Below are 16,660 nucleotides of genomic sequence, written 5' to 3'. Positions count from 1 at the left end.
TTCCGATGTCAATAAACCACTTTTTTTAGCATACAAAATAAATTTCTTCTAAGATAATGGATCTATCGACAATTTAAGATCCTATTCGCTCGGATTTTTAGCACTTTAACGCTGTAAATTACTTTACTAATAAAACAATATTGGTTTTGGAATTACACTCATTGATCTTTTCAATTACTTTTTCCACTTGAGTTTTTTCGATGCGACCCATACACGCCACTTTTGAGATGGTACTTTTATTGTGATCACGCCCTACAAGTACGCAAACTTGGTCTTTACTAATACCCCTAAATTGAGATACTCCGCCACGTTTTCGTGCTTTTCGGTCTTTCTAATTTTTCTTTCCCTTTTCTATGCAAAAGTTCAGTTACAGCCAATAGACCTATACAAATTGATGTACATTTTCCTATGCAAATTTTAGTGGAAATCCCGTATTAATGGCTCTATACCAATAAAAAAAGAGTGCCAAATTCATATACAAATTTGGCACTCTTTTTAATTAAATACAAGTAATGGAACCCGTTATTAGTAGCGCTCCCTACTTATAGATCTTTTTGATCCACATTTAGCTCAATCAAATTTCCATCCGGGTCTGCACAGAAAATTTGTGCAAATCCGCTTTTTCCATGTGGTTTTTCAAGGACTTCCACTTCATTCTGTTTCAACCATCCCAAAGTGTCATAATAATTCCCCACTCTGAGGGCAAAGTGACCTTCTCGGCTGGATAAGTGTTTATCCTGACGAATCGTCTGCGATGAAGGATCGACGATCAAGTGAAGCTGTTGGCCCTCGATTTCGTACCAGGCGCCTGGAAAATCAAAAGCCGGACGCTGTATCTCCTTTAAACACAAAATCACACTATAGAACTCTTTTGCTTTTTCTAAATCTGTCACCGTCAGACTTACATGATGGAGGCATTTGTATGTAATCAAACCCTTCCCTTCTTTCCTTAGGATGTAGGCTCAAGTGGAAGGCTGCTCAATTGCACTTTCTTATTCGCAATTTCCTTTAAGCCCCTTCGGATCATGAGAAAAACTACAATCCATGATACGAGCATCAGGAAGATTTGTCCAACAGGAAACATTCCTGGTATAGGGGTGTCCCATAACGCATGCATCAACACAACGAGAGCGAAAACCCGGATAAACCTTGGCTTGAACAGCATGTTCAGTTCAAAGGTCTTGTTCCCTTGGACCCGGCAAAAGGCAGCCCCTGTTAAAGCAGCCCACGCAACATGCCCGCCGGGAGCCAAAAAGCTGCGCATTAGGATGGTCGAATATAGGCCCGGGAAACTACCAGATAAGAGTGCTCTTAATGAATATCCAGCCGTTTCAAACGCAGCGAAACCCGCTCCGACTGCAGCCCCTAAGAGAAGTCCATTGAGAATATAGCGGTATTTTCTCGTCCGCACGAAAAATATGACGATGAGTGCTTTGGCCAGTTCTTCCACAATCCCAATCGTAATCGGATTGATGTTATTTTTTAGTATATTAAAAAATAACAGTGCCACTAACATCGAGAGGATTCCGCCGATAAAAACGACATAAATGATTCGATAAATAGCAATATTCTGCGGCGCATTCATTTCCCAAAAGAAGATCAGTGTCGAGATAGGAACAGCAAACGCCCCAACAATGATAAGCCCTGGTATAAAGTTGATATTTTTGAATATGCTTACCCCCACATACAATCCTATGAAGGAAATAAGCGCAATCAGAAATACTCTCGCGAACAGCCAGGGCTTCGGCCACGTTTCCTTTACTTCTTCAAGTTTGGGTGTGGTTAGTGCCGTTCCCACTACGAAAAGCCGTTCCGCCTCCAGTTCACTATGCTTTCGAAATACCCGAGAGAAGATATTTTGAAATTTAGGCTCCACCGAGCGTGCATACTTCGGCACCATATCAACATATGTGGCAAACTCATAAAAAAGACTGTTTGAATCTTGAGGTGTATCGCCGTCCCCCAAAAAGGTAAAACCGCAATTGAGACAATACTTTCCCTCATGCTTATTGTCATAATCACATTCCGGGCATTTCATGTAGGATCCCCCTTTATGTACGACTCTTGAAAATTCATCTTTTTACTTTCCCCTTAAACCATTGTTATATTAACTTTTTAATAATAAAAAAGAGCTAATCGACCATTTTGATCGATCAGCCCTTAAAATTAGGTTGGGTGGATATTTGTTGATTTTCGTTTTTTCCTTAAAACCCGTGTCTCCAGTAAATAAGTAGGAATGATGATGGCTGCCCAGATGGCAAAGTAATTAAGAACGACTAAAAATGGGTTGCTGCCACCACCATGTCCTTCTTTTCCGTCTCTATCACCAAATTTCCCTCTATGAAAATCTTCTCCGTTAGGCGGTCCCTGATTTGAACTCGTTGTGGTTGTATTCCCAGTGTTCCCATTAGCAGACGCCTGCCCGCTTTGTTGCATTTGCTCCTGCTTGAAATTACCAATGCTTGGTGTAGCGGTTGAGGCAAACCATTGGATTCCACCTGCCAAAATGGCGAGTGACAGGACAACAGATGCGATTACACCTTTTCGAAGCTTTCCTCCCTTTGATTTAAACGCTCTTTTACAGATACTCAAAACCCATTGCCAATGTACCCCAACATGAAGACCAACGAACGCTAGAGTAGCATCTGCAGATAATCCATGGATTTCACGTAGGGCGTGTCCCCCTTGAACGGAAAGACTTGGAAAAACGACTTTCGAAATAAAGATTCCCGTGATAATAACGGTTGCCATTGAAACTAAAAGTAATATATTTAACAGATAACTAAATCGTGTTTTCTTAGGAAGTTTGGGATCAAAAATCTTTTTGGTTGTATTGATTACCCATTGGTAGTTCAATCCGATGTGCCCTAGAATAGCCACGCCTATAACAATACCCGCGATTTCATGGAACGGTAACCCGTCTAGAACTCTAGGATTCATGAGCAACACAAACGTGATAGCCATCAACAAATCCAGTACAATTTTTGTATAATTCTTTTTCATAATCATTCCTCCAAATTCACTCATAACCTTAACTGTTTTTCATTTTATTGGAGGAATCTTAAGATAACCTTAATAAATTAAAATCACTGTATAAAAGCTTGTTTAATTGAAAAACATACCATTAATTATGATTCTGGAAGAGGTTATACACATGGCATATGAGGAAGGGCTCGCTCAATCTGAAAAAGCCTATCACCAATTAACAGAGGTCAGTTCGTTATTTGTAAAAGCTGTGAGAGAAGATTTTCTTTCGACATGGCAATGGTGGTTTGGTCTGGCATTATTTATCGTCCCATGGATTGTTTGGTTCATTTTCCGGGATAAAAAGAGTACGGGACGTCTGCTTTTAGGAGGATTACTGACCGTTATTTTATCTCTTACAATCGATCTTGCTGCCTTATCTCTTGGGCTCTGGTCTTACCCAATGACAATCATTCCTCTGGCACCTTTTCTATTTTTACCTTATCACTATTCTTTAGCACCCGTTGGGGTTATGCTCGCTCTACAGATCAAGCCAAAGATGAATCCCTTATTAAAAGGAGCCATATTCTCTGCCCTTGCTGCTTTTGGAGGAATGAAGTTCTTTGACGCAATCGGCTTTTATGACCCGAAACATTGGTCCTCTTTTTATGATTTTATTATTTTTCTACTACTTTACTTTACAGCTTATTGGATTACAAATATGGAGAGCTTTTCTAAATTAGATAAGGGAACAAGCTAAGAAGCATATTTTTGCTTCTTTTTTTTGTAAAAAGGAAAGTAGGCATGCATCCAATCATACGAAGGTGACGGCTCATAATCTACTGTACATGACATGAAAGGATGATAAGAATGTATTATTACATACTATATCACCCCTACTATCCATGGCATAAACCAATGGTCGTTCCCTTTATTCCTCCACCGCCGGTACCACCAGCTGCAGTTACTTACCGGAATTTTTTGATGGGATACTAGTTTTCAATGCCCTGAGTGTTTTTTCTTTTTCACAGCCTTCCAAGATTCTTCTTCTTAGCATTCCATCGACTAAATTCGTTTCAACAATTGTCGATCAGGGTACTTTAATTTAGAGACTTGGATAAGGAGTGAATGAATGTGGGTAAAAAAATTGCTGTTGTAGTAACTGATCATTTTGAGGACTCCGAATATATGGAACCGGTACAGTCCTTTAAGGAAAAGGGCTATACGATTACCGCAATCGAAATGGAGAAGGATAAAACAGTGAAGGGAAAGCAAGGAAAGAGTGAAGTCGTCATTGATGCAAGCATCGATGATGTCTCTCCTGAGGATTTTGATGCACTCTTCATTCCAGGTGGATTTTCACCGGATATTCTTCGTGCAGACCAGCGTTTTGTTCTCTTCGCCAAAGCATTTATGGATGCTAAAAAACCTGTCTTAGCCATTTGCCACGGACCCCAACTACTTATCACAGCTGAAACGCTTCAAGGGCGTGATGTAACGGGTTATAAATCTATTCATGTAGATTTAAAGAATGCGGGCGGTCATTTGCATGACAAAGAAGTAGTCGTGTGCCAGAATCAGCTTGTCACCAGTAGACAGCCGGATGACATACCAGCCTTTGTTGAAGAGAGTTTGCGAATATTAGGATAGCAGAAAGGCAGTGGGCTGTTCCCTCTGCCTTTTTTACGAACAAATGAGCAAGATATTTATACATTTATCGTTTGTTCAATAAGAATTCTACAAAAATGAAGAGGAATTCTACAAAATTTTAATTAATTCTACAAAATCGAAGAAGGATTCTACAAAAGTTGGAAACAATCTTCCAATTCCACCTCAAAATGACTGATTCACATAGGAATTCTACAAAATTGAGAGCGAATTCTACAAAATTTCAACTTATTCTACAAAACCAAGGAGGAATTCTTCAAAAGTTGGAAATCATTTTCCAATTCACCCTGCCAAGTTAAAAGGAGTCCCACTTTTGATTTCTGTAATCATTGTAGTTGGGAACAAATGTATTTTCCCTTTTAGATGTCATTTATTTTAGAAACCTAATTGGTTTGCTAGATAACAAAAAAAGCTAATCGACCATCGTCAATTAGCTTTTCTACCCTTTATTGGTTTGCTTTTTTTACCCATTCTGCAACTGTAACTGTACGTTTCGCTTGATGTTTAACTGCAGCCTGCACATCTTCAATCATTTTTCCATCTTGCCCCACTGTAACACTTGTTCCATAAGGGTTTCCGCCTGCCCCGAAGGTTACAGGATCTGTATAACCAGGAGCAGCAACGATTGCACCCCAGTGATACATAGTCGTATAAAGCGATAATATTGTAGCCTCTTGTCCGCCATGTGGATTTTGAGCAGAGGTCATCGCACTTACAACCTTATTTACCAGTTTTCCATTAAACCATAGACCGCCAGTTGTATCGAGGAATTGCTTCATTTGTGAAGGCATGTTACCAAATCTAGTAGGCACACTGAAAATGATGGCATCTGCCCATTCTAAGTCTTCCAATTGAACCTCTGGTACATCGTTGGTTGCTTCTACATGCGCTTTCCAAACAGGATTTCCTTCGATCGCTGATTGTGGTGCTAACTCAGGAACTTTTAAGACTCTGACTTCTGCCCCAATTTCTTTCGCACCTTCTTCTGCCCATTTGGATAATTGATAGTTAGTTCCACCCATGCTGTAATAAACCACAGCTAATTTCACATTTGTCATTTTCCCTGTCTCCTTATCAGATGAATTCCCAAACAATTTGGATAAGAAACCCAATTAAACACACCACCTATTATGTCTTGTTTATACCATTACATGCATTTATTTAATAATTACCCTGCGATACCAGTCAGCCGCAGCATCAACCTCTTGGAGTGTTAATTGATGGCCCCGATTCTCCCAATGAAGTTCCACATTCGCATAAGCCTTTTCTAATAAGGATTGTAGTTCGGTCGATTCCATTGGCGAGCAAATCGGATCATTTGTCCCAGCAGCAATAAACACTGACTTACCTGATAAATCCGGAAGATCGATCCCTTTTCTTGGTACCATGGGGTGATGGAGAATGGCACCCTTTAAGGCGTTTTGATAATGAAACAATAAACTTGCAGCTATATTCGCACCATTAGAGTATCCAATAGCGATTATGTTATCTCGGTCGAAACCGTATTTTTCTGCTGCTTCATTTAGAAACTCATTTAGTTCTTTTGTTCGAAAAATAAGGTCTTCTATATCGAATACTCCCTCAGCTAATCTTCGGAAAAATCGAGGCATTCCATTTTCTAATACATTTCCTCGAACGCTCAATACAGAAGCTTCATCATCAATTCTTCCTGCAAGAGGCAACAAATCTAATTCATTGCCACCCGTACCATGAAGCAATAATAACGTTGGTTTTGTTGGATCTTGCCCTTTATTGAATATATGTTTCATTATTTATCTCCTTCCAGAACTCGAACCTCCACCTGCGGTAAAGTTTCTTCTAATTCTTCTCTTTTGGACTCTAACCAAGACGGTAGCATAAGTTTTTTTCCAAGTTCTTGAGCAGGTTCATCCACTGCAAAACCTGGTGGGTCAGTCGCTATTTCGAAAAGGATTCCCCCTGCTTCATGAAAATAAAGAGCCTTGAAGTAGTTTCGGTCCAGAATCTCTGTCGGATAATATCCATTTTCAACAAGAAGGGACTTCCACCTTTGATGATCCTCCACATCCTTTGCTCTCCATGCTATATGGTGAACCGTCCCGGCTCCCATCAGTCCCCGGACTGATGGATTTAACTGAATATCGATAGTATTCCCAACATTGCCTTCTGACTTAAATCGTAGAAATTCATTCTCTTGACCCATGCATTCTAATCCCAACACATTTTCTAGCACGTCTGTCGTTTTATGTGGCTGTGCCGAAAACAGAACAGCACCGCCAAATCCTTTAATCGCATTTTCTGGTTGAACTCCTCCAAAGTTCCAAGTATTCCTTGGTCCCTCGTCTCTTTCAGTTAATTCAATTTGAAGTCCGTCAGGGTCGTTAAATTTTATATATTTTTCACCAAAGCGAAGGGATGTGGTAAATTCAACACAAAATTTATCTAATCGTTTCTCCCAAAATAGAGCGGTATCTTTCGGGATAACATAACTAGTTACGCCGACCTGCCCCGTTCCAATTCGACCTTTCAGCTGTTTAGCCCAAGGAAAAAAAGTTATAACAGTACCTGGTTGGCCCGTGTCATTCCCAAAATAAAGATGGTACACTTCTGGCCGATCGAAATTAATCGTTTTTTTAACAAGTCGTAACCCCAGCACACCTGCATAAAAGTCGATGTTCCTTTGAGCATCATTCACCATTGCTGTAATATGATGGATCCCTGCTGTTTTTTGCATGCTATCCCCTCCATTTTTCAATGGGTTTTAAAACGATTTAATTCGGTCTTTCAATTTCAAAAATCTCACCAATTTTTGCGTAATTATTGCCAGCCAATCTGCTAACCGCGGCTAAGCCCCTTGTATCGATTCTTCCATTTTCATAAATGTCTCTTTCGATATGAAATTGAACAACTTTTCCTATTATCAAATCACACCCCGGCGTATCCAAGCCATTCAATTCCAAAGAATGCTCTACTATACATTCCATTCTGATTTTCGCTTCCTTCACTCCAGGAACTGATATTTTCATACTTTCTACCGGTGTTAAGTTAGCTAACTCTATCTCACTTTGATCAGGTGGAAGGTTTGCTGCTGTTTTATTTATTTTTTCAACATTTTGCTCATCAACGATATGAACCACAAATTGCTTGGACTCAATCATGTTTCTCGCTGTATCCTTTTGCCTCCCTGATGACCGTTGGATCGATAAAGAAATCATTGGGGGATTAGATGACACGATATTAAAATAACTAAATGGTGCTCCATTTAAAACACCGTCTTTTGAAAGAGTTGTGGCAAAAGCGATTGGCCTAGGTATGATGCTACCTATTAGAAATTTATAATTGTCTCTTTCAGATAATGATGCAGGATCGATTGAAAGCAAAGAAATCATTCCTTTTCACAGAATCAGTCTAGTTCTCTTACATCAAACGGTACTAACACTTGTTCAATTTGCGCTCTTTGCGACTCATACTGTGATGGCAGCATCAAATTTTCTCCCATGGTCGCTAGGGACTCATCATGAGCAAATCCTGGAGGATCCGTCGCGATTTCAAACAGGATTTCTCCATGCTCTCTAAAGTAAATTGCATTAAAGTAATTTCTATCCCGAACAGCAGTGACACCATAACCATTTGCCGCCACATATTGCTGCCAATCAAGTTGATCCTGGTCATCAATAGCGCGCCATGCGATATGGTGAACAGTTCCTACCCCCATTCGCCCGCGTCCAATCGGAGTTAATTTAAGGTCAATCACATTCCCAATATCCGCAGTGGAACGATAACGAGCAAAGTCTTCTTCTTTACCGATTAATTCAAGACCCATTACTTTTTCTAATAATTCAGCCGTTCTATTAGGCTGGGTTGATAATAGAGTGGCACCTCCAAAGCCTTTAATAGCCACTTCAGGTGTGACGTCACCGAAGGTCCAATGATTGATTTCTCCTTCTTCTCTTTCAACGATTTCCAAATGAAGACCGTGTGGATCATCAAATTCCAGATACTGCTCTCCGAAGCGTTCCATGATAGTAAAAGGAACATTGAACTTTTCTAACCTTTTTTCCCAAAATTCCATGGCACCTCTTGGAACAACGTAAGATGTGACACCTACTTGGCCGTCTCCAATGGTTCCTTGACGAGCTCCTGCCCATGGAAAAAATGTAATGATAGTTCCAGGCTTCCCACCTTCATTTCCAAAATAAAGATGATAGGTACCTGGATCATCAAAATTCACTGTTTGCTTAACCAAACGCAAACCCAACACGCCTGCATAAAAATCCACGTTTTCTTGGGGATGTCCAACGATGGCTGTAATATGGTGAATACCCATTGTTTTCTTGCTCATTTATTAACCCTCCTTATAAAAATTCAATAGGATTATTTTTTAGAAGAAAAATATATCTAGCGCATATTTGCCAGGTCCAGTTAAAGCGACACCAATAGCAACTGCCAGCAAAGTTAGGTTATATTCATATCCATTTGATGTTGCCCATAATCCGTTTGGAGCATGCACTTTTACAATAGCCATGATCATAGTCCCTGCAATCAACAGTGCCGCAAGCGGAGTTAAGAATCCTACAGCAAACAAAATACCACCAATAAGTTCTGCCAATCCTGCGAAAAGCGCCATCGTCACACCTGGTTTCATTCCAATGGATTCAAACCAGCCTCCTGTACCTTTTAATCCGTAGCCTCCGAACTTACCAAACAATTTTTGAGCCCCATGACCAATGAATAATACACCAACAACCAAACGAATGATTAATAAACCAAGATTTATCATTATTATATCCTCCTAAAGTTCTTTTATCTCGAATTCGAGATATATCTCCAAAAAAATGTTATATTTCATTACTTACCTTTTTCAAAAGTTTAACCAATAGCTCCGACTCATGAGAGTCTAAAGAACCAAACATGTGATCAACTAACTCCTGATGTTTCGGCATGATTTCCTCCATCAAGCTATTGCCATGAGCAGTTAACGCAACATGTATGGCTCTCCGATCATTCGGACAAGCACTGCGATTTAACATGCCTTTCTGTTCCAATCTATCAATAACATAGGTCATAGAACCACTAGAAATTAATATTCTGTGACCAATTTGTTGTATGGTTTGTTTTCCTTTGTTATAAAGCACTTCGAGAACAGAAAATTCTGTAATACTAAGGTTGTATTTTGTCATTTCCAACTTCATTCTCTCCTGAATTTCTTTGGATGTTTGCATCAATACAAGAAAGGGCAAATTTGTACATTTTCTGTTCATGCTCTCACCTCCTTCTTTATTTTGAATTAAGATATCTTGAATCTGAGATAATCTTATAACTTTTTTACGTTTATGTCAATAGACTGTTTTAAATAAATGAAAGATTCATTTTTAGGCATATAACAAACCCACCATGTATATGGTGAAACACGGGAGGAATAAACATAAGGGGGGCTTATAATGCTTACAATAGCTATTATCGTTACTGCTATTGCAGCCGTTATAACCATCGCAGCAGTGATTCAGTCGATCCGTAATCGGAATTAATTTTGGCATAGTATGATTAAAGCCCCTTCTCATTTGAGAGGGGCCTGGTTTTGTGGAGAGAAAATATGTTAAAACTAGAAGCGTTTAATTAGGCACTACTTTTTTTGCAGAAAGGGAAGCAAGTACAGATTCATTGAATCCTTTCGCGATGAGCCATACAGCTAAAATCATTTCATTCGCTGCCACTGGCAGTGACAAAAGGCTCCATACAGAAATTTGTTGAATTACACCAAACATTACTAACAATCCATAAATAAAAACAAGGGTTGCCCCTGTCATACCCAAAATTGAGATAAACCTTGGAACGAGCTTGGTTTTATAAAATATATAACTGTACATCATCGTATTTATCCCCAGCATGAAAAGGGGGCCAAGCATAAATGTCCAGTCGTGGATGGCTTTTAATACAGTTCCCGACGCTTGAAAAGAGGCGGTATCCTGGGCTCCAGCTGCTACAAATTCTCGGCTTAAGGTCAATAAGGACAGTACGCTGATAACACCAATAGTAATAATAATGGCTTCAAGAAACCTGAAGCATACATGCCAAAGAGCGATCGTTTCATTATATTTTCTTAAAATGGGGAACATGGTCGTTGCCGTACCAACCGCTGATGCGACAAGAATTAACTCCATAAGTGCTCCCCATATCACCTGGTTTGCGTGTTCGGAACCTTTAATCAAATAATCGGGGCCGTTTAGGATAGGGTCGTATAAAAGAAGACCGATTACCGCCGTAACGGCTGCCAGTATAAACAGTACTCCCACCAATTTTGCTGCCTTCTTGTTTGAATTCATCTTTGTCTCCCCTTTTCATAAATTCAAAAACACTCTCAATCCTTACAGCTTTTTATGGTCACCGTAAAAGAATACCTCTTCTAACGGTAAGTTAAAGGCGTGCGCAATGCGAAAAGCGAGTTCTAGAGATGGAGAGTAGTTTCCCTTTTCGAGAGCCACGATGGTTTGTCTTGTTACGCCCACCTTGTCAGCCAATTGCTGCTGGGTCATTTCATCATGATTGAATCGTAATTTGCGAATGTGATTGCCGACAAGAATTTTGCCCATTTTATACTCCTCTCCTATAGTGATAAAGTTTCGTGATGGAGCCGGTCACATCGGAAAGGAATCCTGAAATGATCAGGATCATGAACATCACCTGTGACGGTTGATAGAAAACAAGCGACCCCATTGCAAGTAGAAAGCCGATGATGAACACAAAGAATGAATTTCGATTTGCTTTTAGGTCAATTAACTTATCTAGTTCATCGGCGAATTTCGGTTCTTTTTCTTTGGTTGTTATTCTGAAGACGATGTTAAAAATAATGCTGATTAAGATGTGCGCGACTATTGATACCACAGTCAAGATGAGGACAAAGGAACCCCAATAGCGAAAGGTTTCTGTCGACCCCAGCCCCCCTTCAGGATGCTGAGGATACATATATAAGCTATAGGAAACGAAGATGAGTATGGCGCTGATTAACGATACGATGCTTTTCTTTTCTTGATACGTCATGGTTTACACCCCTTGCACTCTAAATTCCAAATTAGGTAAAATTTGTTATACATAATGTAACATGAACTATACATGATGTAAAGCAAACTTTACATAAATAGGCGGCACTGGCTAATGGTTTCAAAGTTATAGTAGTTTCAACTGTATTTTGGGTAGGGTACACCAGGTAAATAGCTTGGTTGGTTGCATGTTTTGGGTGGTGGTGGTTGATATGTTGTTGAAAGTGGACGATAAATTTAAAAAGTGGACGATATCCTTTGGGAAGTGGACGATATCCAGCTACAAGTGGTTGATATCCTTTTGAAAGAGGTCGATATCGGTTTTTCCCACCCGAACAAGGACTTTTTGCGTAGCCAAGCGAGGCTATTGACGACCGTAATAAAAAGTGCGTAAATCCTAAGAATTTACGCACCTTGGTTTTATTATTCAATTCGTCCAGTTGATTTTCGCATTAAAATATAACTTATAAGATATGTAAAACTGGTAATCCCAAACAGGAGGAATATACCCGGAGTCATTAGTAAATATAGACTTAAAGGTAAAGACCAAATGAAAGCAATTAACATAAAAATTGTTTTTGAGCGATAATAAGAAAAAATGGCTGCAAAAGCTGGCAAGACCAGCATAAATAAGGTTATGAATGTGGTATCGTTACTAGCTTGATTTGAGTATGGATTGAAGAAGTTTAAGATAAACCATAAGATGATGGATACGATTGCTGCAACTAAACCAATAGTGGATGGCTTAATTGACATTCATTTATCCCCTCCTTTTTATATACAATAATACAATAAATGCCCAATACAGGATTTAATTTTTCCGAAACTATAGTAAATAAGCGATTGCCGTTGGTCAGCAATCGCTTTCGTCCGTACCTCTTTCCATTTTCAATAGGCACAAGTTCCTCTCATGCTGCAAAAGCCATTCCTTTCTCCAGAGCCCGCCCGCATATCCTGTCAATTTTCCATTAGAACCAATAATCCGGTGGCAAGGAATCACGATGCTTAACTTATTTTTTCCATTAGCACTTCCCACCGCTCTAATAGCCTTATCGTTATCCATTGAAACGGCGATATCTTTGTAAGATGCCGTACCACCAAATGGAACACCTCTCAACGTTTCCCATACCTTTTGCTGAAATGACGTTCCATCAACGATACAAGGAAAAGTAAAGGTCTGCCGCTTCCCCCTGAAGTATTCATCCAACTCCCTATAAGCATCCTCTAACACTTTAGGTGTCGTAGACTCTCTCGCATACAACGGTTTGTCCCTCTCAGTAAACAAAATAGAAAGAATTCCTTCATTCGTGCCTACTATTTCGACCACTCCAATCGGAGATGGGTAATCCAATCTATACATATAAAGACCTCCATAAATAGAACACCGAGTAAGCTTCCCAGCCTGTCCAGCCCGCCGCCATCTCTTTCAATTCATCCAATGTCGGCTTGCGCTCAAGCCCTAATTGAATTCTTACTGCATTGTGAAGACCCACGTCTGTAATGGGAAACGCTGCACTTTGATGAAGGCATTTCATCATCACATAATCCGCGGTCCACGAACCAATCCCTCTTAATTTAGTCAAATAAGCATGGATTTGTTGATAGTATTCCATTTTGAATAAATGTTCTCTCGTTAGTTCCCCATCCACCATGGCTTGAGAAACTCCAATCACATATTCTGCCTTTCTAGCCGTGAATTGAAGCTCCTTTAATGTATCTACTTCTATTTCAGCTATCCTATCAAAGGTAGGATACAACCAGTAGGTTTCTCCTTCAAACGTTACACTTTCTCCAAAACGTTCCACAAACCGTTTCCTTAAGGTATAAGCGAATGTCAGATTGATTTGCTGCCCCATGATCGCCCATGTGAGTGCCTCGAACAAATCCGGTATGCCAATCATCCGCAATCCTCTATATTTACTTACTACTCGCTGCAACATCTGATCGTTCTGTGCCATTTCATAAAATCCTGCTAAATCCCGGTCTAAATCAAACCAGTCCATTACATAATCCGAAGCCATTTTTTGTGCCTTCACCGTAGGTTTTCCTAATGGAAATTCAACCTGAAGCGAATCATCTATGAAACCGATCTTTAATAAAAGGGGATCTTGATCAATTTTAAGCAATTTATATACAAATCCATCTTTTATCCTGTGCAACAATTCCTGATCAGACCTGCCCAGAAAAACTAAACATTCCTTAAAATGAAAGTCCTTCGGCGTAGGGATTTCAATGATTGACGGCTGGTTCATCCACTTCCTCCTTGCTCACCCGATTACGATACTCACTCGGTGTACAATTTTTCACTCGTCTAAACACCCGATAAAAATTTGAAGGACTCTGGAATCCTACTTCATAGCAAATGTCCAGGTTTGTGAGTCCCGTGCTTTTTAGCAAAAAGGCGGCTTTATCTATCCTTATTTTTTCCAAGTAGGTTCGCGGTGTTTCTTGCGTTTCCTTCTTAAACAATCTTTCCAAATAGTAAGGACTCACGCCGATATGAGAGGAAACATCCTCCAAAGTGAGATTCACCTTATAATGCTCAGCAAGATATACCATCACACTTCGTACAAGTGCTTCGTGCGGGGAATGTTCGGCTTCCGGCTGGCATCTCTTGCATGCCCGATAGCCCTTCTTTTCCGCTTCACTCATCACTAAATAGAACTCCACATTCCTTTTCTTCGGTTTTCTGGATCGACAGGAGGGCCTGCAGTAAATCTTTGTGGTTTTCACAGCGGTATAAAAAAGCCCGTCATAGGACCGGTCACAGGCAATGATTTTCTCCCACATTTCATCAAACGAAAAAGTAAGCTTTGCCATCAGGGAAACTCCCCTTCCAATTGGATTGTTCCTCAACTTACTCCCATTTTACAAGAAGTCCGGTTTGCATTCATCCTCGTTCTTGCTCTTACTGTCTGATTTCATTTTATCGTACCAATAGAAAAAGCTGCTAGGATAGCAGCCTTTTCATGTACACCCTTTATATTAGACGCAAGTAAATGATTGGATTTGGCGCAGGCTAATTCCGAAATACATCCATCTAAATCCGGTCCAACGATACCCTGCGACTGAGTCACGGCCAACAAAGATTGGGAAAAACCAAAACTGTTCATTTCCTCTTAGCCATATATACGTAAATCTGAAAAGACATCGTCTAATCCCGCCTGGGTCAACGGCAAAGGCAGTTGCTTGTTGGGGAACATAGGACGGTGGTGGTGAAGTTGGCGGCCCGGATGTTGGACCTCCTTGGCCCGGTTGACCTGATGGTCCTTGGCCAGGTGGTCCAAATGGCGGCTGAAACCCACCGCCTTGACCAGGTGGTCCAAATGGCGGCTGGAACCCTCCTCCTTGGCCCGGCGGCCCGAATGGCGGTTGGAATCCTCCTCCTTGGCCCGGTTGCCCGAACGGAGGCTGAAACCCGCCAAACTGTCTTTCATCATGGGTAATATAATGGTAATCTACATGTTGGACTGGGGTTGAATAAACATACGCTTGCTGATTATAGGGATTAGGATACATACCATGCACTCCTTATTATTTCATCTCCCCTTATCCTATTCAGTGGTCATACGCCTAACAACTTGTTCTCTAAGAAAAGGGCATTTGCCTAAGTGGGGACAGTCCCCCGGCGCTTTAGCGCAACGGGGGACTGTCCCTAAATTCATGGGCATCCGCACAGGCATCTAGGCTGTCACCTACATATATCTGTTATTAGGGGATCCTAGGTCCACCGCCATCTGGAGGTATGAATATGATTAATTTTTATTCTTTTCGTGGAATCGTCACCATGATCAGTGATTTTTTTACCGGGCAAAATGGCGAAGGAGAAGGCTGCTATCAATTAATTTCTGTAGAAAATGAAGTAGGGGCAACCGTAAATTTCGTAGTGTCACCTACCACTTACTTTGTAGACCATTATATGGTGGCAGTCGGAGATCGAGTGACTGGATATTATGACGGGAATGCACCTGTACCGCTCATTTACCCACCACAATATCGGGCACTTGTCATGGTAAAAGATAGTCCTTACCAGAATGTAAAAGTATCTTATTTTGATAGTCAGTTAGTGAGTAGTGATGGTCAATTACGATTAAATCTCTCTCCTTATACCCAAATGGTCTTAACCAATGGGCAACTCTTTTCAAAAAGCCCTGCGAACCGAAATCTCATCGTTATTTATGGCCCTGCCACAAAAAGTATCCCTGCCCAAACTACTCCTTATAGAATAATCGTTTTGTGTTTAACGTGAGAGGCACCTTTTTCTTCATTAAATAATAAATCTGCCATTTTTCTAGGCAGATTTATTATCATCTTTATCCATTTTTCCTTTTTGATACTAAAGATTGAAAATCATCCGTTTCAGCGATTAAATTACCCCACGACATAAGATCCTCATCAGAGACTTTCCAAGTGTGATTTTCTGAGTTATGCCTGATTGCAGCGAAATCATAACGATCTGTTGAATAGATAGTAAATCCTTCTTTTTTGCTTTGATCAATGAAAAAGTAGTCTTCGGCACGATTCACTTTTTCAAAACGAATATAATAAAATATTTCTTTTCTAAACATTAAGGTCGCACCTGCCACAGAGCCGGTCGAAGTGTTCTCATCTCCCTCCACATGTATGAGTGCTTTCTTATTTTTAAAATAGATAAAGCATGCGCTTTTACCAACAATGGAAACATTCTTATCCCTAAATGCCGGCATAGAGTTCGTAATATAATCAGGACCGTAATAGTCATCATCGTCAAATTTAGCTATGATATCATAATTAGCTAGTAAAACCCCATAATTCAAACAATCACCTAGGGTTGCTTTTTCATGTAATTGATAGACTCTGACATTCGGATAGTCCATGGCCTTATGAATCCACCTGTCCATGTTCATCGAATCTTTATTCAAAATAATAATCAACTCTTTATCCTTCCACGTTTGCTGCTGATAATTATTAAACACATTATCCATGAACTCTTCTCTAATCGTACAAGTAATAATGGATACCACTTTCATCCC

The 16,660-nt window shown here is 40.2% G+C and carries 22 protein-coding genes and 1 pseudogene; 3 read left to right on the top strand and 20 right to left on the bottom strand.

Features of this window, described 5'->3' with window-relative positions; genetic code table 11:
• Positions 1 to 172: 172 nt before the first annotated feature.
• The 4 genes and pseudogenes from AC3A54_RS21135 to AC3A54_RS21120 all read right to left on the bottom strand — a co-directional run.
• Positions 173 to 328, bottom strand: a pseudogene (locus AC3A54_RS21135) (IS1595 family transposase); the annotation flags it as partial.
• A 214-nt stretch (positions 329 to 542) separates the two neighbouring features.
• On the bottom strand, positions 543 to 932 hold the full coding sequence (locus AC3A54_RS21130) for a VOC family protein (RefSeq protein WP_487656083.1): 390 nt from the start codon (positions 930 to 932) through the stop codon (positions 543 to 545).
• 17 nt (positions 933 to 949) lie between these two features.
• Positions 950 to 2,038 carry a PrsW family intramembrane metalloprotease gene (locus AC3A54_RS21125; protein ID WP_487656082.1) on the bottom strand — a complete coding sequence of 363 codons (1,089 nt, stop codon included), beginning with the start codon at positions 2,036 to 2,038 and terminating at the stop codon, positions 950 to 952.
• 128 nt (positions 2,039 to 2,166) lie between these two features.
• Positions 2,167 to 3,003: a DUF4405 domain-containing protein gene (locus AC3A54_RS21120; RefSeq protein ID WP_487656081.1), complete on the bottom strand. Its 837-nt coding sequence runs from the start codon at positions 3,001 to 3,003 to the stop codon at positions 2,167 to 2,169.
• A 151-nt stretch (positions 3,004 to 3,154) separates the two neighbouring features.
• Here AC3A54_RS21120 and AC3A54_RS21115 point away from each other — a divergent pair, with 151 nt between their 5' ends.
• Positions 3,155 to 3,724 (top strand): CBO0543 family protein, encoded by a 570-nt coding sequence (locus AC3A54_RS21115; protein WP_487656080.1) that lies wholly within the window; start codon positions 3,155 to 3,157, stop codon positions 3,722 to 3,724.
• Between the two features lie 374 nt (positions 3,725 to 4,098).
• On the top strand, positions 4,099 to 4,614 hold the full coding sequence (locus AC3A54_RS21110) for a type 1 glutamine amidotransferase domain-containing protein (protein WP_487656079.1): 516 nt from the start codon (positions 4,099 to 4,101) through the stop codon (positions 4,612 to 4,614).
• A 464-nt stretch (positions 4,615 to 5,078) separates the two neighbouring features.
• On the opposite strand, the gene wrbA is transcribed toward AC3A54_RS21110, so the two are convergent.
• The 15 genes from wrbA to AC3A54_RS21035 form a co-directional block, all read right to left on the bottom strand.
• Positions 5,079 to 5,690: an NAD(P)H:quinone oxidoreductase gene (wrbA, locus tag AC3A54_RS21105; RefSeq protein WP_487656078.1), complete on the bottom strand. Its 612-nt coding sequence runs from the start codon at positions 5,688 to 5,690 to the stop codon at positions 5,079 to 5,081.
• A gap of 99 nt (positions 5,691 to 5,789) precedes the next feature.
• Positions 5,790 to 6,401 carry an alpha/beta hydrolase gene (locus tag AC3A54_RS21100; RefSeq protein ID WP_487656077.1) on the bottom strand — a complete coding sequence of 204 codons (612 nt, stop codon included), beginning with the start codon at positions 6,399 to 6,401 and terminating at the stop codon, positions 5,790 to 5,792.
• A complete protein-coding gene (locus AC3A54_RS21095) occupies positions 6,401 to 7,345 on the bottom strand; it encodes a ring-cleaving dioxygenase (RefSeq protein ID WP_487656076.1) in 945 nt (314 codons plus the stop codon). The genes AC3A54_RS21100 and AC3A54_RS21095 overlap by 1 nt, the downstream gene beginning before the upstream one ends.
• A gap of 37 nt (positions 7,346 to 7,382) precedes the next feature.
• On the bottom strand, positions 7,383 to 7,991 hold the full coding sequence (locus AC3A54_RS21090) for a flavin reductase family protein (RefSeq protein ID WP_487656075.1): 609 nt from the start codon (positions 7,989 to 7,991) through the stop codon (positions 7,383 to 7,385).
• 23 nt (positions 7,992 to 8,014) lie between these two features.
• Entirely contained in the window at positions 8,015 to 8,953 is a 939-nt protein-coding gene (locus tag AC3A54_RS21085; RefSeq protein ID WP_487656074.1) for a ring-cleaving dioxygenase, read from the bottom strand.
• A gap of 39 nt (positions 8,954 to 8,992) precedes the next feature.
• Positions 8,993 to 9,391 (bottom strand): DoxX family protein, encoded by a 399-nt coding sequence (locus AC3A54_RS21080; protein WP_487656073.1) that lies wholly within the window; start codon positions 9,389 to 9,391, stop codon positions 8,993 to 8,995.
• A 58-nt stretch (positions 9,392 to 9,449) separates the two neighbouring features.
• Entirely contained in the window at positions 9,450 to 9,872 is a 423-nt protein-coding gene (locus AC3A54_RS21075) for a MarR family winged helix-turn-helix transcriptional regulator (RefSeq protein WP_487656072.1), read from the bottom strand.
• A gap of 351 nt (positions 9,873 to 10,223) precedes the next feature.
• The gene (locus tag AC3A54_RS21070; RefSeq protein WP_487656071.1) at positions 10,224 to 10,934 is read right to left on the bottom strand and encodes a DUF4386 domain-containing protein; all 711 of its coding nucleotides are present in this window, start codon (positions 10,932 to 10,934) and stop codon (positions 10,224 to 10,226) included.
• A 42-nt stretch (positions 10,935 to 10,976) separates the two neighbouring features.
• Positions 10,977 to 11,201: a helix-turn-helix transcriptional regulator gene (locus AC3A54_RS21065; RefSeq protein WP_308081923.1), complete on the bottom strand. Its 225-nt coding sequence runs from the start codon at positions 11,199 to 11,201 to the stop codon at positions 10,977 to 10,979.
• Position 11,202: 1 nt separating this feature from the next.
• Positions 11,203 to 11,649, bottom strand: a complete 447-nt coding sequence (locus AC3A54_RS21060; RefSeq protein WP_487656070.1) for a hypothetical protein — start codon at positions 11,647 to 11,649, stop codon at positions 11,203 to 11,205.
• A gap of 422 nt (positions 11,650 to 12,071) precedes the next feature.
• Positions 12,072 to 12,404 (bottom strand): hypothetical protein, encoded by a 333-nt coding sequence (locus tag AC3A54_RS21055; protein ID WP_487656069.1) that lies wholly within the window; start codon positions 12,402 to 12,404, stop codon positions 12,072 to 12,074.
• Positions 12,405 to 12,501: 97 nt separating this feature from the next.
• Complete coding sequence (locus AC3A54_RS21050; protein ID WP_487656068.1) at positions 12,502 to 13,008, bottom strand: methylated-DNA--[protein]-cysteine S-methyltransferase; 507 nt, start codon at positions 13,006 to 13,008, stop codon at positions 12,502 to 12,504.
• Positions 13,001 to 13,900, bottom strand: coding sequence for a DNA-3-methyladenine glycosylase family protein (locus AC3A54_RS21045; RefSeq protein ID WP_487656067.1), 900 nt, complete (start codon positions 13,898 to 13,900; stop codon positions 13,001 to 13,003). The genes AC3A54_RS21050 and AC3A54_RS21045 overlap by 8 nt, the downstream gene beginning before the upstream one ends.
• Positions 13,878 to 14,468, bottom strand: a complete 591-nt coding sequence (locus AC3A54_RS21040) for a bifunctional transcriptional activator/DNA repair enzyme AdaA (RefSeq protein WP_487656066.1) — start codon at positions 14,466 to 14,468, stop codon at positions 13,878 to 13,880. Before AC3A54_RS21040 ends, AC3A54_RS21045 begins: the two co-directional genes overlap by 23 nt.
• A gap of 165 nt (positions 14,469 to 14,633) precedes the next feature.
• Positions 14,634 to 15,167: a hypothetical protein gene (locus tag AC3A54_RS21035; protein ID WP_487656065.1), complete on the bottom strand. Its 534-nt coding sequence runs from the start codon at positions 15,165 to 15,167 to the stop codon at positions 14,634 to 14,636.
• 232 nt (positions 15,168 to 15,399) lie between these two features.
• On the opposite strand from AC3A54_RS21035, the gene AC3A54_RS21030 reads away from it, so the two are divergent.
• On the top strand, positions 15,400 to 15,897 hold the full coding sequence (locus AC3A54_RS21030) for a hypothetical protein (RefSeq protein WP_487656064.1): 498 nt from the start codon (positions 15,400 to 15,402) through the stop codon (positions 15,895 to 15,897).
• Between the two features lie 64 nt (positions 15,898 to 15,961).
• Here the strand turns inward: AC3A54_RS21030 and AC3A54_RS21025 are convergent, their stop codons facing one another.
• On the bottom strand, positions 15,962 to 16,651 hold the full coding sequence (locus tag AC3A54_RS21025) for a glycosyltransferase (protein ID WP_487656063.1): 690 nt from the start codon (positions 16,649 to 16,651) through the stop codon (positions 15,962 to 15,964).
• Positions 16,652 to 16,660 lie beyond the last annotated feature (9 nt).

It is taken from the genome of Neobacillus sp. Soil_C_43 (genome assembly GCF_057656715.1).
The sequence above is the reverse complement of the archived record's forward strand: the minus strand, read 5'-3'. Positions and strand labels throughout refer to the sequence as shown.